The organism is Staphylococcus sp. SA22 (genome assembly GCF_054165785.1).
In genome coordinates this window covers 1-23815 of sequence record NZ_JBSZQY010000019.1, presented here as the reverse complement: position 1 = coordinate 23815, position 23815 = coordinate 1, and the positions used below count along the sequence as shown (strand labels likewise).

The 23815-nt window shown below is 33.2% G+C and carries 21 protein-coding genes and 1 riboswitch; of the genes, 5 read left to right on the top strand and 16 right to left on the bottom strand.

Annotated elements, in window-relative coordinates; all coding sequences use genetic code 11:
- Positions 1 to 19 precede the first annotated feature (19 nt).
- Genes kdpB through kdpF form a run of 3 tightly spaced genes read right to left on the bottom strand, consistent with a single transcriptional unit; the run spans position 20 to position 3876 of the window.
- Positions 20 to 2047, bottom strand: a complete 2028-nt coding sequence (gene kdpB, locus ACXQH5_RS12440; RefSeq protein ID WP_000546591.1) for a potassium-transporting ATPase subunit KdpB — start codon at positions 2045 to 2047, stop codon at positions 20 to 22.
- 18 nt (positions 2048 to 2065) lie between these two features.
- Complete coding sequence (kdpA, locus tag ACXQH5_RS12435) at positions 2066 to 3742, bottom strand: potassium-transporting ATPase subunit KdpA (RefSeq protein ID WP_000402647.1); 1677 nt, start codon at positions 3740 to 3742, stop codon at positions 2066 to 2068.
- Positions 3743 to 3765: 23 nt separating this feature from the next.
- On the bottom strand, positions 3766 to 3876 hold the full coding sequence (gene kdpF / locus ACXQH5_RS12430; RefSeq protein ID WP_001789641.1) for a K(+)-transporting ATPase subunit F: 111 nt from the start codon (positions 3874 to 3876) through the stop codon (positions 3766 to 3768).
- A gap of 137 nt (positions 3877 to 4013) precedes the next feature.
- Between kdpF and ACXQH5_RS12425 the strand changes: the two genes are divergently transcribed.
- Positions 4014 to 6671, top strand: a complete 2658-nt coding sequence (locus tag ACXQH5_RS12425) for a sensor histidine kinase (protein WP_000072265.1) — start codon at positions 4014 to 4016, stop codon at positions 6669 to 6671.
- Positions 6671 to 7366 (top strand): response regulator transcription factor, encoded by a 696-nt coding sequence (locus ACXQH5_RS12420; protein WP_001190836.1) that lies wholly within the window; start codon positions 6671 to 6673, stop codon positions 7364 to 7366. Before ACXQH5_RS12425 ends, ACXQH5_RS12420 begins: the two co-directional genes overlap by 1 nt.
- A 351-nt stretch (positions 7367 to 7717) precedes the next feature.
- Here the strand turns inward: ACXQH5_RS12420 and cshA are convergent, their stop codons facing one another.
- The 3 genes from cshA to ACXQH5_RS12405 all read right to left on the bottom strand — a co-directional run bounded on the left by cshA (position 7718) and on the right by ACXQH5_RS12405 (position 12198).
- Positions 7718 to 9238 carry a degradosome RNA helicase CshA gene (gene cshA, locus ACXQH5_RS12415; RefSeq protein WP_001178942.1) on the bottom strand — a complete coding sequence of 507 codons (1521 nt, stop codon included), beginning with the start codon at positions 9236 to 9238 and terminating at the stop codon, positions 7718 to 7720.
- Between the two features lie 516 nt (positions 9239 to 9754).
- The gene (locus ACXQH5_RS12410; protein WP_000611468.1) at positions 9755 to 11113 is read right to left on the bottom strand and encodes a UDP-N-acetylmuramoyl-tripeptide--D-alanyl-D-alanine ligase; all 1359 of its coding nucleotides are present in this window, start codon (positions 11111 to 11113) and stop codon (positions 9755 to 9757) included.
- Between the two features lie 14 nt (positions 11114 to 11127).
- A complete protein-coding gene (locus ACXQH5_RS12405; protein ID WP_000159641.1) occupies positions 11128 to 12198 on the bottom strand; it encodes a D-alanine--D-alanine ligase in 1071 nt (356 codons plus the stop codon).
- 317 nt (positions 12199 to 12515) lie between these two features.
- Here ACXQH5_RS12405 and ACXQH5_RS12400 point away from each other — a divergent pair, with 317 nt between their 5' ends.
- Positions 12516 to 13718, top strand: a complete 1203-nt coding sequence (locus tag ACXQH5_RS12400; RefSeq protein ID WP_001109939.1) for an FtsW/RodA/SpoVE family cell cycle protein — start codon at positions 12516 to 12518, stop codon at positions 13716 to 13718.
- A 263-nt stretch (positions 13719 to 13981) separates the two neighbouring features.
- Here ACXQH5_RS12400 and ACXQH5_RS12395 read toward each other — a convergent pair whose 3' ends face one another.
- The 3 genes from ACXQH5_RS12395 to csoR form a co-directional block, all read right to left on the bottom strand.
- A complete protein-coding gene (locus ACXQH5_RS12395) occupies positions 13982 to 14119 on the bottom strand; it encodes an Lmo0850 family protein (RefSeq protein ID WP_000828354.1) in 138 nt (45 codons plus the stop codon).
- Between the two features lie 127 nt (positions 14120 to 14246).
- Positions 14247 to 14456 (bottom strand): putative copper chaperone CsoZ, encoded by a 210-nt coding sequence (gene csoZ, locus ACXQH5_RS12390; protein WP_000581792.1) that lies wholly within the window; start codon positions 14454 to 14456, stop codon positions 14247 to 14249.
- A gap of 11 nt (positions 14457 to 14467) precedes the next feature.
- The gene (gene csoR / locus ACXQH5_RS12385) at positions 14468 to 14761 is read right to left on the bottom strand and encodes a copper-sensing transcriptional repressor CsoR (RefSeq protein ID WP_000138934.1); all 294 of its coding nucleotides are present in this window, start codon (positions 14759 to 14761) and stop codon (positions 14468 to 14470) included.
- Positions 14762 to 14926: 165 nt separating this feature from the next.
- Here csoR and cls point away from each other — a divergent pair, with 165 nt between their 5' ends.
- On the top strand, positions 14927 to 16411 hold the full coding sequence (cls, locus tag ACXQH5_RS12380; protein WP_057504585.1) for a cardiolipin synthase: 1485 nt from the start codon (positions 14927 to 14929) through the stop codon (positions 16409 to 16411).
- Positions 16412 to 16438: 27 nt separating this feature from the next.
- The gene (locus ACXQH5_RS12375; protein WP_001187610.1) at positions 16439 to 17086 is read left to right on the top strand and encodes an HD domain-containing protein; all 648 of its coding nucleotides are present in this window, start codon (positions 16439 to 16441) and stop codon (positions 17084 to 17086) included.
- Positions 17087 to 17900: 814 nt separating this feature from the next.
- Here the strand turns inward: ACXQH5_RS12375 and yidC are convergent.
- The 7 genes from yidC to ACXQH5_RS12340 form a co-directional block, all read right to left on the bottom strand.
- The gene (yidC, locus tag ACXQH5_RS12370; protein WP_000725802.1) at positions 17901 to 18773 is read right to left on the bottom strand and encodes a membrane protein insertase YidC; all 873 of its coding nucleotides are present in this window, start codon (positions 18771 to 18773) and stop codon (positions 17901 to 17903) included.
- 85 nt (positions 18774 to 18858) lie between these two features.
- Positions 18859 to 19500, bottom strand: coding sequence for a thiamine phosphate synthase (thiE, locus tag ACXQH5_RS12365; protein ID WP_000483147.1), 642 nt, complete (start codon positions 19498 to 19500; stop codon positions 18859 to 18861).
- Between the two features lies 1 nt (position 19501).
- Positions 19502 to 20293, bottom strand: coding sequence for a hydroxyethylthiazole kinase (gene thiM / locus ACXQH5_RS12360; protein ID WP_001108486.1), 792 nt, complete (start codon positions 20291 to 20293; stop codon positions 19502 to 19504).
- A complete protein-coding gene (gene thiD, locus ACXQH5_RS12355) occupies positions 20277 to 21107 on the bottom strand; it encodes a bifunctional hydroxymethylpyrimidine kinase/phosphomethylpyrimidine kinase (protein WP_000594943.1) in 831 nt (276 codons plus the stop codon). The genes thiM and thiD overlap by 17 nt, the downstream gene beginning before the upstream one ends.
- Positions 21100 to 21789, bottom strand: coding sequence for a thiaminase II (tenA, locus tag ACXQH5_RS12350; RefSeq protein WP_000396067.1), 690 nt, complete (start codon positions 21787 to 21789; stop codon positions 21100 to 21102). Before tenA ends, thiD begins: the two co-directional genes overlap by 8 nt.
- A gap of 78 nt (positions 21790 to 21867) precedes the next feature.
- Positions 21868 to 21970, bottom strand: a riboswitch (TPP riboswitch).
- A gap of 206 nt (positions 21971 to 22176) precedes the next feature.
- Entirely contained in the window at positions 22177 to 22872 is a 696-nt protein-coding gene (gene sceD / locus ACXQH5_RS12345) for a lytic transglycosylase SceD (protein WP_000751997.1), read from the bottom strand.
- A gap of 388 nt (positions 22873 to 23260) precedes the next feature.
- Positions 23261 to 23656: a single-stranded DNA-binding protein gene (locus ACXQH5_RS12340; protein WP_000932694.1), complete on the bottom strand. Its 396-nt coding sequence runs from the start codon at positions 23654 to 23656 to the stop codon at positions 23261 to 23263.
- Positions 23657 to 23815 lie beyond the last annotated feature (159 nt).

The following is a 23815-nucleotide window of genomic DNA, read 5'->3' as shown; positions in this document are numbered from 1 at the left end:
GGTACAGACTCCTTCCTCTTCACACAAAAAATTGTACTATCATATCTATTAATTTAATGCCTAAAAACGGGACGATTAATCCACCTAATCCATAAATCAACATATTATTTATAAAAATTCTATCAATGCTGTAACCCTTTACTTTTACACCTTTCATGGCAATTGGAATTAAGGCAACAATGATTAATGCATTGAATATCAAAGCTGATATGATTGCAGATTTAGGTGACGATAAATGCATAATATTTAGTGAAGTCATTTCTGGAATCGTTGACATCATTAGTGCAGGTAAAATTGCAAAGTATTTTGCTACGTCATTAGCCAAACTAAATGTCGTTAATGCACCTCTCGTCATTAATAATTGTTTGCCTATTTTTACAACCTCTATTAACTTTGTAGGATTCGAATCTAAATCAATTAGATTGGCCGCCTCTTTAGCACTAATTGTCCCAGAGTTCATAGCTAATCCTATATTCGCTTGTGCTAGCGCAGGTGCATCATTTGTACCATCTCCTGTCATCGCAACAATATGGCCTTTCGCTTGTTCATCTTTGATGACTTTAATTTTATCTTCGGGTTTACACTCTGCAACAAATCTATCAACACCCGCTTCTTTTGCAATTGTAGCTGCTGTTAAAGCATTATCGCCCGTACACATAACTGTTTCAATGCCCATTTTTCTCAATTCAGCAAATCGTTCTACAAGACCATCTTTAATCACATCTTTTAAATAAATCACGCCAAGCATGACGTTGTTTTCAATGACTATTAATGGTGTGCCACCTTTACTCGATACATCCATACAGATAGACTCAATATTAAGAGGAATATCGCCTTGTTGTTGTTTGACAAGATTTATCATACTATTAGGTGCACCTTTGAATACCGATATTTCATTTGTAATGATTCCGCTCATTCTAGTTTCAGCTGTAAAAGGCTTATATGTGTCATCAATGTCTTTAGGCAGCTCATTTATATACATCTGCTTCGCTAATCGCACAATACTTTTTCCTTCTGGTGTATCATCGTAGATTGATGACATATAAGCAGCGACTATCAATTTTTCCCACATTTGTTGATTCACTGGTAAAAATTCACTAGCGATTCGATTGCCATAAGTGATTGTGCCTGTCTTGTCTAAAATCATTACATCGACATCTCCACATACTTCTACAGCACGCCCACTTTTCGCTAATACATTGAATTGAGTAACACGATCCATGCCTGCAATACCAATCGCCGATAACAAACCACCGATTGTCGTTGGTATTAAACATACTGTTAACGCAATGAGCATCGCAATAGGTAAAATTAAATGCAGGTAAGATGCTATTAGATATAATGTTACAATAACGACTAAAAATATAATTGTTAACGTTGTCAATAATGTAAAAAGTGCAATTTCATTTGGTGTTTTATTTCTTTCCGCCCCTTCAACTAAGGCAATCATTTTATCTAAAAAAGATGTACCCGCTTCACTCTCAACACGTATTTCTAACCAATCAGATGTTACAAGTGTACCGCCAATGACTCCATCAAAATCGCCACCTGATTCTTTTATCACAGGTGCAGACTCACCAGTAATTGCAGATTCATCAACGGTTGCTAATCCATTTATTACAACGCCATCAGCAGGGATTGTTTCTCCATTTTCTACCCGAATATTTTGTCCGGCTTTTAACTCTGTGGCGTTCACTATCCGATACGCATCATTTTCTTCTATCAATCGAGCAGTTAAATTTGATTGTGCTTGTCTTAAACTATCAGCTTGCGCTTTTCCACGACCTTCAGCAAAGGCTTCTGAAAAATTAGCAAACAATATAGTTATTAATAATATGATAAAAATTGTAATCAAATAACCTCGCGATAGATAGCTAGTTCCAAATATGTCAGGAAAACATATTAATATCAACGTTAAAATCATTCCAACCTCGACGACAAACATTATCGGATTTTTTATTAATTGTTTAGGATTCAGCTTATAAAAACTCATTTTCAAAGCTTCTATCACCATTGTTTGATTGAAATATTTATTTACATGATGCATTTTTTCCATCCCTTTACTTTATTTTAAAGTTAAAAATTCACCAATAGGACCAAGTAATAGTACTGGAATAAACGTCAAACCACTTAGTAAAACGATAAATACGATTAGTGATACGCCAAAATAAGGTTTATCAATCGCTATTGTATATTTATCTTGGTGGTATGATTTTTTATTCACTAAACTTGATGCAATCATTAATTGCAAAATAATTGGTATATAACGAGAAAGCAACATAATGATTCCTGTAGAGATATTCCAGAATGTTGTATCATCTTTCAGTCCTTCAAACCCTGATCCATTGTTCGCTGTAGCTGACGTCATTTCATACATAACTTGTGAGATACCATGAAAAGACGGATTCGTTATACTTTCACTTGCTCCAGGAATCATAAAAGCAAGTGCTGAAAATACTAAAATTAAAATTGGATGTATGAGAAAGACTAAGACAATACATTTCATTTCACGGGCGCCAATTGGCATATTTAAATATTCTGGTGTTTTACCAACCATCAAACTGCATATAAACACCGTCAGTAAGACAAATATCAATAAATTCATGAGTCCTACGCCTTCGCCACCAAATACAACATTTAGCATCATTAATACCATTGGTCCTAATCCACCTAGAGGCGTTAAGCTATCATGCATGTTATTAACAGAACCCGTTGTAAATGCCGTCGTAATAACTGTAAATAGTGCTGACAAGCCTGCTCCAAACCGTACCTCTTTACCTTCCATATTCGGTCCATAAATGCCTAAATTCGCTAGTATTGGATTACCACGATACTCACTCCACATAGTTAATGTAAGAATTGCTATAAAAATGAAAAACATTGCGACAAATAATATTAGCGCATGACGATGCACTCGTTTACCATGTCTACTTAACATTCGACCAAATAAGAACAACATTGACATAGGAAGTAACATCATACTGCCCATTTCTATAAAATTGCTCCAAATATTTGGATTTTCAAAAGGTGTTGCAGAATTTCCTGCTAAAAATCCTCCACCATTTGTACCAAGGTGTTTTATTGATTCAAGTGATGCAATAGGTCCAAATGCAATATGTTGAATATGTCCGCTTAAAGTCCGAATCATTAAATTAGCATGCAACGTTTGTGGTACACCTTGAGTTATCAATAAAATACTAATTAAACATGATAATGGTAAAAGTACTCGGACAATAAACCGAACAATATCTTGATAAAAATTACCAATGATATTAGTCAATCCAGTTAAACGTCTCAACATCGCTATACAAACGGCGTAACCTGATGCACTAGATGTAAACATTAAATATGTCATTACAATCATTTGCGTTAAATATGTCACACCTGATTCACCGTTATAGTGTTGTAAATTACTATTTGTTAAAAAAGATATTGCTGTATTAAACGCTAAATCTATCGATTGGTTTAAATTATGATTTGGATTTAAAAAAAGCCATTGCTGAACTATTAGCAATACAAATGTTATAAACCCCATAAATCCATTAAATGCCATAAAATGTTTGACATATGTTTTAGCTGACATATGTTCTAAATCTGTGCCGATAATTTTAAAACACATATTTTCAAATCTAGTAAATATTAAATCTACTCTTGACGATTGCACCAATGCTACGCGATATAGATATCCACTAAAAACATACGCAATCATAACCATCATTGTTAGAAACAAAATTATTTCCATGATAACCCTCACTTAATGTATTTCTAAAATTTTTCACTACGAATTAAGGCATAAAATAAATACAAAACTAATGCAATAACTACCAATAATAAAACGATGAGCATTGCCATAACCTCCTTACAACACAACAACATCGTAACAACTTGTTTATGAGAGAAATATTAATTTTCAAACTTAGTTATTAAGAAATCATTAAGATGTGTATGCAGAAATAAATTTTATAGCATTTAATTGCGAAGAATATTATGATATTGCTATCGAGGTGAAGGTTATGTCAAACACTGAATCGCTAAACATAGGAAAAAAGCGTGGATCTTTAACAATTTACATCGGTTACAGTCCAGGTGTTGGTAAAACATTTGAGATGCTTTCAAATGCCATTGAACTATTTCAAAGTAACGTTGATATTAAAATAGGATATATTGAACCGCATCAACGTGATGAAACAAATGCATTAGCTGAACAATTACCTAAAATCGCAACCAATTTTACTAAACATGGTAGTCATCATTTTCAATATTTAGATGTCGACCGCATAATCGAAGAATCGCCGACAATAGTACTTATCGATGAGTTAGCACATACGAACATTTCTAGAGATCGTCATGAGAAACGATATATGGATATTGAAGAAATTTTAAATCATGGTATCGATGTTCATACTACTTTGAACATTCAACATATTGAAAGTTTAAGTAGTCAAATTGAACTGATGACCGGTGTACATGTTAAAGAACGTGTACCCGACTATTTCATAATGAGCGCCGATGTATTAGAAGTCGTAGATATCTCACCTGAACAATTAATTAAACGCTTAAAAGCTGGCAAGGTATATAAAAAGGATAGGCTAGATGTAGCATTTAGTAATTTCTTTACGTATGCCCACCTAAGCGAACTGCGTACATTGACGTTAAGAACAGTTGCCGACTTGATGAGTGATAAAGAAAAAGTCCGACACAACCATAAAACGTCACTCAAACCTCATATTGCTGTGGCAATTAGTGGGAGCATTTATAATGAAGCAGTAATTAAAGAGGCATTCCATATTGCTCAAAAAGAACATGCAAAATTCACTGCTATTTATATAGATGTATTCGAAAAAAACAGGCAATATAAAGATAGTCAAAAGCAAGTGCATCAACATCTCATGCTTGCAAAATCATTAGGAGCAAAAGTAAAAGTAGTTTATAGCCAAACCGTTGCATTAGGATTAGACGAATGGTGTAAAAATCAAGATGTAACCAAATTAATTATCGGACAACATATTAGAAATAAGTGGCGAGACTTTTTCAATAAACCTTTAATTGACCATTTAATGTCCTTTGAACATAGCTATAAAATTGAAATCGTTCCAATCAAACAAATACCTGTTGAATTGAAAATGAACAAGTCACCCTATCGTCCTAAAGGCAAACGTTTCGCCATAGATATGTTAAAAATGATTTTGATTCAAATAATTTGTGTAATGATGGGACTATGGATTTATCAACTTGATAAGCATGAGTCTAGTACGATTATTTTAATGATTTTTCTCATCGGCATCATTTTATTATCCATTTGGACGCGGTCCTACATCATTGGCTTTTTAGCAGCAATTATTAACGTATTTGTTTTTAATTATTTTTTTACGGAACCTAGATATACATTTGAAGTATACCGCTTTGACTATCCTATTACATTTATCGTTAGCATTTTAACAAGTATTTTAACGAGTGCTTTATTAAAACAAATTAAATTCCAATACTCCATTACTAAAAAGCAACTCTATCGTACAGATTTATTATTTCAATTTAATGATTCGATTAAACAAACTTATACAGTTGAAAACTTACTAATAAATGCTGGATACCAAATTAATCAATTATTGCAACAATCAATTACTATATACGTTATCAATCAATCCAAAGTAATTAAAACAATACCATTGCAAAACCATATCGATAATACGACTCAACAGCATGAACAAGCATTAAGCTGGGTAATTAAAAATGAAAGACAAGCTGGTGCAACAACAGATACATTTCCAGGCATTAATAAATGGTTGATACCAATTGGCACATCTCCGATTAAAGGCATTCTAGCCATTGATTACCAAAGTTCTCAAGTGATTAATCCATATGATGCATCAATATTAGAATCAATGTTAAATGAACTTTCTCTCGCCGTTGAAAATGTGACGTTACTTAAACAAACGAGAGAATCCATGTTACAGGCTGAACGTCAACTGACACATTCAAATTTTTTAAGATCAATTTCACATGACATACGTACACCGTTAACAACAATTATGGGAAATTTAGATATTTTAGTATCACATAGTAAAGATATGTCTATCATAGAAAAGGAACAATTACTTGTGCATAGTTTTCAAGAAAGTCAGTATTTATATCTATTAGTGACAAATATTTTATCATTAACAAAATTACAGTCATCAAATGTTCAGATAAAATTGCAACCTTATCTCGTTAGTGAATTAGTAGAAGAAATCGATATGATTTTAGAACGTCGCCATTTAAAAAAGCGTATAACTGTATCATCCTCAGTAGATTTACAGTTTATACACATTGACAGTAAGTTGATTTTACAAGCTTTATTCAATTTGATTGAAAATGCAGTTAAACACACTTCTACTGACACCAAAATCAATTTATCTATTCGTTATGCTAGCGATGAACAAATCGAATTTGCCGTTATAGACGAAGGACCTGGAATTAGTTTAGAAGAACAACAAAAGATATTCGAACCTTTTTACACAGGATCAAATAAATATTTTAAAGATAACCAAAAAGAAAGCATGGGACTAGGCTTATATTTAGTACAGACTATCCTACACAAACATCAATCAAACTTACAATATAATCCGAACCAACCACACGGCAGTATATTCTATTTCAATATAGATACAGACTTTAATGAAGGAGACATATAATGCAATCTAAAATATTGATAATTGAAGATGATCACGCAATCACACATTTAATTGATGTTGCATTAACTTTAGATTATTACAATGTAACTACAGCCGAAAATGCCACACAAGCACACTTTAAAATTCAAATTGATAAACCAGATGTCATTTTATTAGATTTAGGTTTACCAGATAAAGATGGATTATGTTTGATTTCAGAAATCAGACAACATACTGACATTCCTATCATTGTAATAAGTGCAAGACAAGAAGAACAAACAATTATTCAAGCTTTAGATAACGGTGCGAATGACTATATGACTAAACCTTTTAATGTTGATGAGCTTCGGGCACGAATTCGAGTCATCGAAAGAATCGCTAAGTCACATCAAGAAACTAACATTGTATTTACTAACGGTTTGCTAAGCATCGACTTTGGCTCCAAATCTGTTGTTATTAATAATCAGGAGGTACATTTGACACCAAATGAATTTAGCTTGTTAGAACTATTGTCAAATCATAAAGGAAAAGTACTCACTTATGAGATGATATTAAAACGAATATATGGCTATGTTAATAAGACTGAAATGCCGAGTTTAAGAGTGCATATGACATCATTAAGACAAAAACTTTCACAATGTCACGATGACGCAAAAGATATTATTAAAACACATCCACGCATTGGTTATCAAATGTTGCAGTGGAAAGAAAAATAATTAAATAAAAAAGATCGCTGCCATTAAACGAATGATTGGCAGTGATCTTTTTTATATTCAACTTATTATTTATCGCGCACCAGTGTCAGCAAAATGCCCTATTTTTTTTACAAGAACATGATACTGAAATTTCATAAAGTTTATTTATGTTCGATTATTCTTAATTTAAGTAGTTGTTATATTCTAGATTCGTATTTATATTTACACAGAATGATATAACCGCACACAACTCTCAATCCAATTAAATATTTAACCTTTAAAACGTTAGTACTTTGATATCTACAGAGAATCAGTTATTGAAAACAAAAAAAGAGCTCAAGACATTACATCTTTAAGCTCTTAATCTATAAATTATTTTTGATGGTCAGCAAATGTGCGACCTTTCATAGGCCTGCTTCCACCGCTGCTCTTCTCTTTACGGTCGAATTTTTTAGTACTTTTCTTCTTGCTTGAGTATCCTTTTGAACGTTTACTCTTACTGTCAAATTTAGGATTACCACGCTTACTATTTCTGTTACGAGAACCACTTGGTTTACCGTTACGGCCTTTGCGAGATAATGGTTTTTCAAAAGTTAATTGAACTTCAACTTCATCGTTCGCTTCTACTAACTCTTGTAAAAGTGCAGCAACTAAATCAACATCGTTATATTCATTTAACAACTCTGTAGAAATGCGTTTCAAGCGTGATTCTGACTCTTTAGACATCCAGTTTTCAACTTTTTCTTTGATGTCATCTTCACGTGCTTGAAGTACTTCTTTACGATGTGGTGGACGAAGTGCGCTCATTTTTCTACCATTAGCATCTTCAATTTGTCTAATGTAATCCATTTCAATTGGATTTACAAATGTTACCGCGATACCTTCTTTACCAGCACGACCCGTACGACCAATACGGTGTGTATAGCTTTCAGTATCTTGAGGTATATCAAAGTTATAAACATGACTCACACCAGAAATATCTAGTCCTCTTGCTGCTACATCAGTAGCGACTAAAATATTAATTTGGTCATTTTTAAATTTCTTTAATACTTCTAAACGTTTCGCTTGTGTAATATCACCATGTAAGCCTTCAGCTTTATATCCTTTAGAAATCAAAGCACTTGTTAATTCATCAACACGACGTTTTGTACGTCCGAATACGATTGCTAATTCAGGTTGATGAACATCTAGGAAATTTGTAAATGTATCAAATTTCTCTAATTCTTTAACAATTGTATAGAATTCTTCGATTTGTGGATCAGACATTTCATTATTCATTGTCTTAATGATTTTTGGTGATTTCATAAATTGTTGTACTAAAGCTTGGATTGCTTTAGGCATTGTAGCTGAGAACAACATTGTTTGACGTTGTACTGCTGGAATTTTATCCATAATAAATCTCATATCATCGATGAATCCCATATTCATCATTTCATCAGCTTCATCTAAAATCAAAGTATGAATTCCGTCCGTTTTTAATGTGCGACGATTTAAATGGTCGATAACACGCCCAGGTGTTCCGACTACGATTTGTGGGCCTTTTTTCAAGGCTTTAATTTGGCGTTCGATAGGCATACCACCGAATACAGTAACAACTTGGACACCTTGTCCACGGCTAAATTCTCTTAATTGTTCAGCTACCTGCATTGCCAATTCTCTTGTAGGTGCTAAAATCAACGATTGAACCCCTTGTTTCCCTACTACTTTCTCAATTAAAGGAATACCGAATGCTCCTGTTTTACCTGTACCGGTTTGAGCTTGCCCAAGGATATCAATTCCTTGTAACGCATAAGGGATACTGTCTTTTTGGATAGGTGTCGGCTCTTTAAATCCCATTGATTCAAGTGACTGAACCGTATTATCCGAAATCCCTAGTTCTTTAAAATTTTGCAAAATAATTCTCCTTTTTACCTGTTTATTTCTCAATATACTTTTGCATATAAGTTCATTAATATTTCATCAACTTCTATATAGTACCACCAAAAAAATTTAATCGCAATAAAGCAATTTGCGAATATTTATTAGAATCACATTAATTGATTGTCATATTTTTGTCAAAAAGCTAGCATTAGATAAGATGTAAGCGTTACGCATCATTCGAATAATCATTATAAAAAATTTTTTATAAAATACGTATATCGTTAACATTCCACAACAAATTTTACTGAAACACATGTGAAATTAGACATTATAATACTACATCTTTTTGTAAAATATTATATAAACATTCAAACTACTTCCTATATAAAGTGTGTACATAGAATTAACCTTGATTTAGTTTCAAATTTATAGATTTAACATAAAAAGAAAAAGGCAATTTTGTATTTACACACAAAACCACCTCTTCTTTGTAATCTTTTAGTATTAATTCAAAACATTTTTATAAGTAAAAGGTCGCTCGACTAATCTCTATGAAATTAAAGCATTTACGACTTCTTCTAACTTCATACCACGTGATCCTTTAACTAATACACGGTCATGCGCTTTTAAATCACTTGTTAAAACTTCTATCATATCGTCTTTAGAATTGAAGTGTTGTGCTTTTTCGACATGTTGCTGGCCCGAATCATAAATATACTTCGCTTCATTACCAAACGTATACAACACATCTATATGCTTTTCTTCTAAATAATTACCTACACCGATATGCATTTCTTTGCTATTTTCACCTAATTCTAAAACATCTCCTAAAATTAGAATGCGACGCCCTGTCAAAGTACTCAGTGTATCAATAGCTGCTCTCATACTTGTAGGACTTGCATTATAGGCATCATTTATCACAGTAATATCATTTTCTAATGTATGTTGCTCCATACGCATACCAGTTAAGCTAACATTTTTTAAATTTTGATAGATTGTGTTATATGTCAAACCTAATTCATGACCAACCGCAATGGCAATCGTCGCATTTTTCATATTATGCTTTCCTAATATTGGCAGATCATAATGTTCTTTATTATTAATTGTAAATGAAATACCTGTAGTATCTCTATCATCAACAGAACAAACTAATTCATTATCAGTAGCAACACCAATACTAATACATTTTGCATTTTCAACTTCTTTAACATGTGGTTTCAATAATGGTTCATCGCCATCATATATAAACGTACCATTATCTTTTAGACCTATTGTAATTTCAGATTTAGCTTTAGCAATCCCCTCGCGCGAACCTAAATCTTGCATATGTGACTCACCAATATTAGTTATAACTGCAATATCTGGTTGAGCGAGGTTTGACAGAAATTCAATTTCATGGAAACCTGACATCCCCATCTCCAATATTGATATTTCAGTATCATTATCTAATTCCAAAATAGTTAAAGGTAAACCAATTTCATTATTGTAATTACCTTGCGTTTTCTTAACTTTAAATTCGGTATGCAATACACTTTCAATCATATCTTTAGTCGTTGTTTTACCATTAGACCCTGTGACGGCAATTACTTTAGGGTTTACATGTCTCAAGTAAGCTTGTGCCAATTGTTGTAATGCCGTTAATGTGTCTTCAACCCATATAATAGGCCCGCTTACATTTTCATCTATAGGTGTCCCTCTTTGATAAAAAGCAGCTCCAGCACCATCTTGTAATGCTTTAGAGACAAAGCGATGACCGTCAACATTTTCACCTTTAAATGGTATAAATAACATATTTTTAGAAATTGCTCGTGAATCAATTGTGACTCCATTTATCTCTTGATTTAAAAATTGATCTTCAATTTCACAAGGAATCCATGATTGAATTTGCTTTAATGTAACATTAATCATAATAACAACCTCAGTTAGTCAATTTTGTATTTATTTTTCTGTTTATCCTGGTGACGTTCTTTAGCAAGCTCGATAAGTTTTGTAATCAATTCTGGATAAGATAAGCCCATATTTTCCCATAACTTTGGATACATACTGAAAGCCGTAAATCCAGGCATTGCATTTGTTTCATTAATATATATTTGGTTGTCTTCTGTTACAAAGAAATCAGCACGGACTAAACCAGAACAATCTGTCGCTTTGAATGCCTCTAATGCCATATTTCTAAGCGTTAATTGAACATCTTCGTCTAAGTCAGCTGGAATTTGTAATTGAACCTTACCATCTTTATATTTTGATTTGTAATCGTAAAACGCGACATCTTTTACGACTTCACCTGGCCATGTCGCTTCAGGATAGTCATTTCCTAAAACTGCTACTTCAATTTCACGTGCGTTAACGCCTTGTTCAATAACAAGCTTACGGTCAAATTGGAATGCTTCTTTAATACCTTCTTTAAGTTCCGCTTCATTATTACATTTACTGATACCTACACTTGACCCTAAGTTAGCAGGTTTAACAAAGACTGGGTAATTTAATTTATCATTTACTAATTTTAAAATGTTATGTTCATATTTTTCATATTCAGAACGTAAGAAACTAATATAAGGTAACTGTGGTAACCCTCGATGTTCAAATAATTGTTTCATTACAAGTTTGTCCATAGAACTTGCAGCTGACAATACACCATTTCCTACATATGGTACATCCAAAACTTCAAAAAGTCCTTGAATCGTGCCATCTTCACCATTAGGACCATGTAATAATGGGAATACTGCATCGTATGGTTGTCCTGAACTACTTTCTTTCAATAGCTGTGAAATCTCAAGCGCCTCTCCATTTTCTAAATGAAGCTCATCAGTAGATTTAATTTCAGTTGTAATATTATTTTGCTTTCTCCAATCACCATCATTGGTAATATAAATGATATCAACATGATATTTGTCTTTATCTATTGCATTTAATACATTTTGTGCTGTCAGAATCGATACTTCGTGTTCTGCACTTTTCCCTCCAAAAACGATACAAATATTTTCTTTTGTCATTTCGTTTTCCTCCAATGATATATCAGGGTTTGCTACCTTAATATAAATTAATATTGATTTAGTCCTATTGTTAATTGATTTATTCGCATCTTTGAATCTTAATAGTATCACATTTTAATGCTATTTTGCATTTTAAAAACGAGGCGTTATGTGTCTGTATCTATGTTGATTCATTTATAATCAGAACAATATTCCCTTCTATTTTATTCCTAATTCAAATTGAAATCTATAGCTGATATCACTGTGATATTCTAGCTAATTTTTAAAAAGTCATGTAAAATTGATATAAACATTAGTGAGTATAAAAGGAGTTTGCAATGAATTATTCATCTCGTCAACAGCCGGATAAGCATTGGCTTCGCAAAGTAGACTGGGTATTAGTAGCCACTATAGCTGTTTTAGCAATTTTCAGCGTTCTGCTTATTAACTCGGCAATGGGCGGTGGTCAATACAGTGCTAATTTCGGTATCAGACAAATTTTTTATTACATTTTAGGTGCAATTTTTGCAGGTATCATCATGTTTATTTCACCTAAAAAGATTAAACATTATACATATTTATTGTATTTCTTAATCTGTCTTTTATTAATAGGCTTGCTCGTTATTCCTGAGTCACCTATTACACCTATTATCAATGGTGCCAAAAGTTGGTACACGTTTGGCCCTATCAGTATTCAACCATCTGAATTCATGAAAATTATTTTAATTTTAGCATTAGCGCGTGTCGTTTCTAGACATAATCAATTCACATTCAATAAATCATTCCAAAGTGATTTGTTATTATTTTTCAAAATTATTGGTGTCTCGTTAGTACCAAGTATTTTAATATTACTGCAAAATGACCTAGGAACTACATTAGTATTAGCTGCAATTATTGCAGGTGTGATGTTAGTAAGTGGTATAACATGGCGTATCTTAGCACCTATCTTTATTACAGGTATTGTTGGTGCAATGACAGTCATTTTAGGTATTCTATATGCACCCGCATTAATTGAAAATTTATTAGGTGTCCAACTATATCAAATGGGACGAATCAATTCATGGCTTGACCCCTATACATATAGTAGTGGTGATGGCTATCATTTAACTGAATCACTTAAAGCTATCGGTTCTGGACAGTTACTAGGTAAAGGATACAATCACGGTGAAGTTTATATACCTGAAAATCATACTGACTTTATCTTTTCAGTTATTGGAGAGGAACTTGGCTTTATCGGTTCTGTCATATTGATCTTAATATTTTTATTTTTAATCTTCCATCTAATAAGATTAGCTGCGAAAATTGAAGATCAATTTAACAAAATCTTTATCGTTGGTTTCGTCACTTTACTTGTGTTCCATATTTTACAAAATATTGGTATGACAATTCAGTTGTTACCAATCACTGGTATTCCATTACCATTTATTAGTTATGGTGGTAGTGCACTATGGAGTATGATGACCGGAATAGGTATAGTCTTATCAATTTATTATCATGAACCAAAACGATATGTCGATTTATACCATCCAAAAAGTAATTAATTTAAACTATTTTGAGTTTCAAATATCATAACTTTTCAATATGACGTTATATAGTCTATTTACGTCGTCGATTTAAAATGTCGTATATAGATATTACTCGATAATAACAATCCCTCTTTGAAGTACACATTGTAAAATGTACACTCTAAAGAGGGATTTTGTTATATAGTACTTGCTTTCATTTTAGTAAATCCAGTCAAAAAAGCTATCATCGAATAGTCCGACGATAGCTTTAACGGTGTGTGATTCACAATCACAGTCAATTATTTTAATTCGTGACTTACTTTATTAGATGCTGGCAAAGTATTAATAATGTCTAAACGAGATTTAGTTTTTTTAATATTCACACCTAATGATGACAATAGTTTGACTACATTTTGAATCTTTTCAGGACGTTTCATTATTATCACCTCGTTTGGATCGCTTTCAATATTATCTTACCCTATTCGACATACCTTTACTACATCATTTACAAAATTTTTGATTTATTTTCAAAATTAAAATCTATAGCGCACTCTACATTATACCCTAAAATACAATTTTGTATCCTTCATCATAGATTTCTTTTTCAATACTATTCAAATTTGCTGGTGTTTCATACGATACAGTTACTTGACCGTCTATTATATTAATATTCACTTGATGAACACCTATCATATTTGAAATGCGTTCTGTCAATTGACTTACTTGTTCTTCTGTTTCAATTCCCGCTGTGTAAATCGTATTTTGATGTATCATCTTAAACTCCTTTAGTCTTTAATCAATTTTTGAAAAGTCACTAATAACTCTTCCATTGCCTCTTCCTGAGCACCTTGATTAACTTTATTCATAATACAACTTTTCATATGTTGTTCTAATAACTTTGTCGCAACACTGTTTAACGCCGAACGTGTCGCTCTTATTTGCGTAAGGACATCATCACAATAGACATCTTCTTCAATCATGCGATTAATCGCTCTCACTTGTCCTTCAATTCGATTTAAACGTGATTTAAGATTCGTTTTTATTTGTTCAGAATGATGTGCATTATCTTGTTCAGTCATAGCATTCACTCCTTCATTTACATTCCTTACTATACTATATCCCATAAAACACAACGTCAACACAAAGTGTGTTTTTCAAACTAAATTGTCATGATATTTAAATTGCTTCATGATACAATTAATAAGATATACTACTCGTTTAAGATTTTCGATGGGAGGTTTCAAATGATAGAGTTATTATCCATTGCACTCAAGCATTCTAATATTATTTTAAATTCAATATTTATTGGTGCATTTATTTTAAACTTATTATTCGCCTTTACCATTATTTTCATGGAAAGACGTTCTGCCAATTCTATCTGGGCTTGGTTACTAGTCTTAGTTTTCTTGCCTTTATTCGGCTTCATTTTATACTTACTATTAGGACGACAAATTCAACGTGACCAAATTTTCAAAATTGATAAGGAAGATAAAAAAGGATTAGAGTTAATCGTTGATGAGCAATTAGCTGCTTTAAAAAATGAAAACTTTTCAAATTCCAATTATCAAATTGTAAAATTTAAAGAAATGATTCAAATGTTGTTATATAATAACGCAGCATTTTTAACAACAGACAACGATTTAAAAATATACACAGACGGCCAAGAAAAATTTGATGACTTAATACAAGACATCCATAATGCTACTGATTATATTCATTTTCAGTACTATATTATTCAAAATGATGAATTAGGTCGTACCATTTTAAATGAACTTGGTAAAAAAGCGGAACAAGGTGTAGAAGTTAAAATTCTTTATGATGACATGGGTTCTCGTGGACTGCGTAAAAAAGGCTTACGCCCGTTTCGCAATAAAGGTGGACATGCTGAAGCATTTTTCCCATCAAAATTACCTTTAATTAACTTGCGTATGAACAATCGAAACCATCGAAAAATTGTTGTAATAGATGGGCAAATTGGATATGTTGGTGGTTTTAATGTTGGTGATGAGTACTTAGGTAAATCAAAAAAATTCGGCTATTGGCGAGATACGCATTTACGAATTGTCGGGGATGCAGTGAATGCATTGCAATTACGATTTATTCTAGATTGGAATTCACAAGCCACACGTGACCACATCTCCTATGATGATCGTTATTTCCCAGATGTAAATTCTGGTGGAACAATTGGCGTTCAAATAGCTTCTAGTGGTCCTGACGAAGAATGGGAACAGATTAAATACGGTTATTTGAAAATGATTTCATCTGCTAAAAAATCGATTTATATTCAATCTCCCTATTTCATACCTGATCAAGCCTTTTTAGATTCTATTAAAATTGCGGCATTAGGTGGTGTTGATGTCAATATCATGATTCCTAATAAACCTGACCATCCGTTTGTTTTTTGGGCTACTTTAAAAAATGCAGCATCCTTATTAGATGCCGGTGTTAAAGTATTTCACTACGACAATGGCTTTTTACACTCAAAAACACTTGTTATAGATGATGAAATTGCAAGTGTGGGAACAGCTAATATGGACCATCGCAGTTTCACATTGAATTTCGAAGTCAACGCTTTTATTTATGACCAACAAATTGCCAAAAAATTAAAGCAAGCTTTTATAGATGATTTAGCAGTATCTTCTGAATTAACAAAAGCACGTTATGCTAAGCGAAGTCTTTGGATTAAATTTAAAGAAGGTATTTCACAATTATTGTCACCTATCTTATAAAATAGAAATATGAGGAGTGTAACTTTAATGCAACAATCAGACATCATTAGTGCAGCCAAAAAATATATGGAATCTATTCATCATAATGATTATACAGGCCATGATATTGCGCATGTATATCGTGTCACTGCTTTAGCTAAATCAATCGCTGAAAATGAAGGTGTTAATGATACTTTAGTCATTGAACTCGCATGTTTGCTTCATGATACCGTTGACGAAAAAGTTGTAGATGCTAACAAACAATATGTTGAATTGAAGTCATTTTTATCTTCTTTATCACTATCAACCGAAGATCAAGAGCACATTTTATTTATTATTAATAATATGAGCTATCGCAATGGTAAAAACGATCATGTCACTTTATCTTTAGAAGGTCAAATTGTCAGGGATGCAGATCGTCTTGATGCTATAGGCGCTATAGGTGTTGCACGAACATTTCAATTTGCAGGACACTTTGGTGAACCTATGTGGACAGAACATATGTCACTAGATAAGATTAATGATGATTTAGTTGAACAGCTGCCACCATCTGCAATTAAACATTTCTTTGAAAAATTACTTAAGTTAGAATCTTTAATGCATACAGATACGGCGAAGATGATTGCTAAAGAACGTCACGACTTTATGATGATGTACTTGAAACAGTTTTTTACGGAATGGAATTATCACAACTAGACATTGGAGTTGTAGTATGATGATGCGATGTAATGGCGTATTGTTGTGGAAGCTTGGTGTCATGCCATGTTACTTTGATGTGTTGTTGTGGAAGCTTGGTGTTGATGCCATGCTACTTTGATGTGCTGTTACCACGATGCGGCTTGATGTAGTGCTATGATGTGGCGTTGCGGTGTTATGGTGTTATAGCCCGGTTTGGTGTTGATGCCATGCTACTTTGATGTGCTGGTACCACGATGCGACTTGATGTAGTGCTATGATGCGGCGTTGCGGTGTTATGGTGTTATAGCCCGGTTTAGTGTTGATGCCATGTTACTTTGATGTGCTGGTACTATGACGCGACTTGATGTAGTGCTATGATGTGGCGTTGCGGTGTTATGGTGTTATAGACCGGTTTAGTGTTGATGCCATGCCGTTACGATTCTATGATGTGTTGTTGGGACGTTGCAATGTGTATTACGCCGTTGTGACGTTATTATTTCACACTGTTACATGTATTAGTGAATTGCTGTGGAAATGTTGCGACATATACTGCTACACTGATGAATCATTGTGTCAAGATGACATTGCAATGAAGAATGGCAACTCTGTTGTTAACCACTTTTTACATACTGAAATCTCGTTAATATTATTTCAAATAAAAACAGCAGTAGGATGACTTTCACATTTGAAATCATCTTACTGCTGTTTCTATTTATAACATATTGTATAATGTGACACTAAGTTTCGCTATTGAAGCGAAAAATAATGTGCGCCCTATAAAGTTAAAATTATCTTCAACTTTTAGGGGGCACATTATTTGGACTTGCTAAGGTTATTTCTTTTTCTTTTTAGACACTACTTGTGTGTTTTTGCCTTTTTTATTGCTGCCGCCGTTGTGCTCTCTTTCATACGCTTCTATGAAAGGTTGTACTTCTTTTTTAGCGACTTTTTCATAATAAATGTTCGCAAAGTGTGTTTGAACTACAAGGAACGCCGCACTGACTGACCAGTACAAACCAAGTGCTGATGCTGAGCTTAATGAAATCCAGATAATCATAATTGGTGAAATGACCATCATCATGTAACCCATTTGACGTTGTTCGTCTGGCATCGTTTTGCTTGATACATATGCTTGGATAAAGTATAAAACTCCGGCAATAATTGTAATCCAAATATCAGGACGTCCTAAATCGAACCATAAGAAGTGTGGATATTTAAACAAACCATCTACAAGTTGGTCTTTAAGTACAAAGTATAATCCCATGATGATTGGCAATTGGATTAGCATTGGTAAACAACCCAACATACTCTTAATCGGGTTCATGTCATACTTTTTATATACTTGCATTAATTCTTGGTTTGCAGCCATTTTTTCTTCTTGTGTACGCGCACGTTTCACTTTTTCTTGAATTTTTTCAACTTCTGGCTTTGCAACTTTCATTTTTTGACGCATCATATGACTATTTTTATAGTTTGACAACATGAATGGTAATAAAATAATACGAATTACCAATACAAGGATAATAATAGCTAAACCATAATTGTCGTTTAATAAGTTATTTCCCAACCAATCCAATACATTTTTCATTGGATCTACGAATGTATTGTAGAAAAACCCACTACGTTTTTCAGGTTTAGAATAGTCACAACCAGCCAAAAAGACCATAATACCTAAAAATAATGGTAGTAACGCTTTTTTCTTCATTTTTCCACCTCTATCATTATATTCACATAGGATTTATTCTATCACATTAATGAGTACGTATGAAACAATAAGTGGAAAAATTTAACTAATTATTAAAAAAATCTTTGAATCGATTAACAGTCTTTTCAATATTTTCACTTTTAGAAATGGCTGAAATGACTGAAATTCCATTGGCACCTGCTTCTACAATCGGCGCCACGTTACTAGTATTTATACCGCCAATAGCTACAATCGGTAGTTGCGGATTCATTTCTTTAAATGTTGCAATCATTTCTGGACCTACTGGTGTATGCGCGTCATGTTTCGACGGCGTAGGATAGATTGGTCCAACACCTATATAATCAACATGAGTTAAATCAGATTTTGCATACTCATCTAAATCACTAATACTTAGTCCAATAATTTTATCAGTGAAATATTGTGCTATCTCTTTGACTTTCGCATCATCTTGACCGACATGTATACCATCCGCGTTAATTTCTTTTGCTAAGGATACATCATCATTAACGATAAAAGGCACATCATATTGATGACAGAGATGCTGTAATTCTTTAGCTAATACAAGTTTATCTTTTCCTTTTAAAGCTGATTCACCCTTTTCTCGAAATTGGAAAAGTGTAATCCCTGCCTTTAATGCTGCTTCTAATACTTCATGAATAGTTCGATGACTCGGAACATCGGAGGTCCCACAAATAAAATACACATTTAGATACGATTGGTTAAACATATTATTCCACCTCTTGAATGCGAATCCGTTGTTGATAGGTTGTTTCATTTAAATGATATAACGTATCAAGCAACAATGGTGAAAACGTACCAGGACCACCACAATTTTCATTTTCAGCAGCTACCTCAGCAGCAATATTAAATACGCTTACCGCTTCAATTAACGCTTCTATGTCTGGTTCTGTTTCTCTAAATAAAAATCCAGCAATAACGCCTCCTAATAAACAACCGGCTCCAGTTACTCGTGCTAATAATGGAGATCCATTAGCTAATACGATTGCTTTATCACCTTGAACAATAACGTCCTCTTTACCTGTGATTACTATTGCAGTTTTATATATTGCGTAAGCCTTTTTCGCTATTGCAACCGCATCAAGATTAGCATCACTATCTGTACCTTTCATAGTTGCTGTATCATCAATCAACGCTAATATTTCAGATGCATTGCCTTTAATTACTGATACTTTCGCTGATTTCAATAATAATTTACAAAATTGCTTTCGATATGTAGAAGCACCAACAGCTACAGGGTCAAATACAATAGGTAAGCCTGCCTCATTTGCCGTTTGAGCAATCGCAATAATATCTTGTTCATTTTGTGCTGTTAAAGTACCGATATTGATTAATAGCGCTTGTGCAACTTTGTAAAATTCTTCAGCTTCTTCGGGAGCTTCACTCATTGCAGGGCTCGCACCAATACTTAATAAACCATTCGCTGTAAAATTTTTAACTACATCGTTTGTATAACAAATTGTTAATGGGTTTTCAATACGTATTTTATTTAGATAATTCATCGTCTAATCCCTCTTTCTTTAAATATGCAAAATGATTCACCGGACCTCTACCACGGCCGATTTCAGGCGTATATTGTATACTCATTGAAATAAACTTTTTAGCCTTGTATACAGCCTCAAATAATGGTCTACCTTTTGCAAGTTCTGCCGTTATAACTGCTGAAAATGTACACCCTGTTCCATGCGTATGTTTTGTTTTAAATCGTTCATTTTCAAATGTTTGAACATCTTCTTTAGTAAATAAATAATCTTTTGCTATATCAGTATCATTTGAATGGCCGCCTTTAATGATGACACCTTTACTACCAATCTCATTAATAAAGATGCGGCCAGCCTGCATAATTTTTTCTTCACTATCAATGGTTAGTCCCGTTATTTCTTCAGCTTCTGGTAAATTCGGTGTTACTACATCAGCTAATGGCAATAACGTATGCTGCAAGTTTTGCTTTGTGTCATTATCCATTAATGAATCACCGCTTTTCGCCAACATAACAGGATCAATTACATACGGAATAGATTCATGTTGCATTAAATAATGACGAATCGTTTCCATAATATCTGCTGTAGCAATCATCCCCGTTTTAATAGCATGCGGTAAGGTATCGTTGAAGATACTATCAAGTTGTTCATCTACCCATTGATGATTTAAATTATGAATATGTTGTACGCCCAATGTATTTTGAGCAACAATACTTGTAACGACGCCCATACCATATACACCACATGAATGAAATGATTTTAAATCAGCCATTACGCCGGCACCACCTGTTGGATCAGTACCTGCAATGGTTAATGCTATTTTAGGTTTAATCATTTACTTTTCCTCCAAATTCCCATTGTTCTAGTGTCATAGCCATATTGAAAAATCGACGCTCATGTATGCAACTTTCTAAAAATACTTGTTTCACTTGTTCCAATTCCTTGTCAGACATTGATTCGGCTAATTTATTCATTAATGCCTCAAATACGTTAATTATGTCATCCATTTCAGTACTATAAAAATCAAACCATTTTGCCGTATCTTTTTCTCTATTAAGCTTATGATCACTTTGAGAGCGCTTAGCTAATTCTGCATAAATGTATGGACAAGGTGCCATTGCAGCAATTGTATAAATAGCATTTTCACGACTATGCGCTTGGAAATACATATGTTTTATGTAATGGTCGCCACTTGGAGGCCAAACTTTTGTTTTAATGATTTCTTCGTATGATTCACCAACAATTTGCGCTAAAATATCATGCGCAAGTACTTCACCTTCAACCATAAATTCTATTTGCTCTACTAAAAATTTTACGTCATTCATGCTATTCATTTTTGGAATTAACAAAGCATATAAGTTTGTGAATTCTTTTAAATAAGCTGCATCAGCTTGTAAATAGTGACGTAATGCATCAGCTTGTATATTGCCTAATAGCATTTTTTGAATAAAGTCATCCTCATAAATATCATTAATGATTGGCTTTGCAGCTTGGTACAATTTTTGTGAAAATTCCATTGTAAAAATCCTCCCTAAATAAAAAAACTACTTCCAACATGAAAGTAGTTTGATGGCAATGTTGCTATACTAGCCCCATCACTTCAATAACTACTTTCCTACGTTGGTACTAACCAAATCAGGTCATAAGGGTCTGAACAGTTCATCTCAGCCATATCATTAGGCTCCCCTAGTAGTTCCTTAGTATTCAATTGCAAATTAATCTTAGCAAACGGTTTCAACATTTTCAATTATTGTTGCTCAGTTGTATTATTATCTTTAAATAATAATTCTATAATGACATATATATTTGCGAAATAAAAAAGACCGGAACATATCGAGAATTCCCCGATATATTCCAATCTAAAAGTTACTTATATAACTATTGGTTAGCTATGCATAAATGGCTTATGCAGTAACCCAATGTCCAGCGCCACCAGTGTTATATAATTTTACTGCTGCGGCATCTTGAACACTTTCAGGAGCATTTGCTGGTGATACACCTTTATATTTAGCAGGTGCTACTGAATCCCAAGTTGATTGTAAGAATTGATACTTACCAGCTGCACCTGATGTTGGATTTACAGCATGAATATTGCCACCTGATTCACGTTGAGCAATTTGTTTTAGATGATCATTCACAATTACTGATGAACCTTCTGATGCTTTTGATTCAGTTGGTGTTGCAGTAACTTGTGAATTGTTTGATGTTGATGCTTGTGGTTGTTGAGTTTGAGCATTTTGTGGTGCTTCAACTTCTTGTGATTGTACTTGATTAGCTTGACCAGCTGATGGTGCAACATTATTAGTTGCAGGTGCTTGTGCACTCATGTCTGCTCCATTAGCACCTGTTGCATGGTAATTCCAAGCAAAGTGTGTACCATCTGATTCAAAGTGATAAGTAAACCCTTCATAGTCAAATGTATAATTATAAGCGCCAGCTTCAATTGGTTTTTGATTTAATGTTTGATCATTTGATTGCGCCATTTGCGCTAAAGATGCTTTATTTAAGTCCGCTTCACTTGCATGGGCTTCGTGACCTGCATTTCCTGCTACGATTCCTAAACCTACTGCTAATGATGATGCGAGTAATGTTTTCTTCATAATCTTAAAATCCTCCTACAAGTAATTTGTTTCTCTAAAAGTTTTACAGAGACTACTGTAACATCTGTAAAATCCGTGCAGGTTACAACAAAATAAAAAAATAGCCTTGTTTTTTACACAGTGATTACAACGAAATCCCCCATAATTTCAGATATGATTCTATCGAGAATTGTCATGACAGTAAAAATGTTTTTCATTTGCAATTTTTTATGTAATCGTTTTGCAATCTATGTCTATTTTCTATTAGAAAAACTACACAAAAAGACGACCTACACAACAGTACTAGTCATGTAAGTCGTTTTTAAGTGAGTATATTTCAAGTTAATTAGATCTATAAAAAATTTAGGATGGATTAAATGTATATTAAGGATGTTTAGGATAATTGGATTTAAATTTCTAATAAGTCATGATTATCTATATTTTGAGAGTCAATATCTAAAATACTATCTGAGAGAATTTCATTATTTTGGGATTTAGGGGACATAAATTTTATTGTTTCAACATATAATTCAGTGACAAAGTGTGTTTGTCCGTCTTTATCATACTTTCTTGATCTCATTTGACCAGTTATACCAACCAATGTACCTTGATTAGTATATTTTTCTATATTAGAAGCTAACTTGCCAAATGCTTTACAGAATAAGTAATCACAGACGATTTCTCCATTTTCATCTTTATAATTTCGGTGCGTTGCAACACAAAACGTTGCAATTTTTCTATCCTCCTTTTCAAATATTTGTGCGTCTTTCGTCAGTCTCCCGACAATTACGATTTTATTTAGCATGTAGTGTGTGATTCACCTCCTATGCCTATATCTTAATTACTAGCTTAAAAATGGTCAAAATGGCAAATTTTATATAATTAATTGTAAATGTCAATATAAAAATGTACATAAATGATTGTATAAGAATGTACAAAATTGTTTGCTAAGTAATTTCCTTCT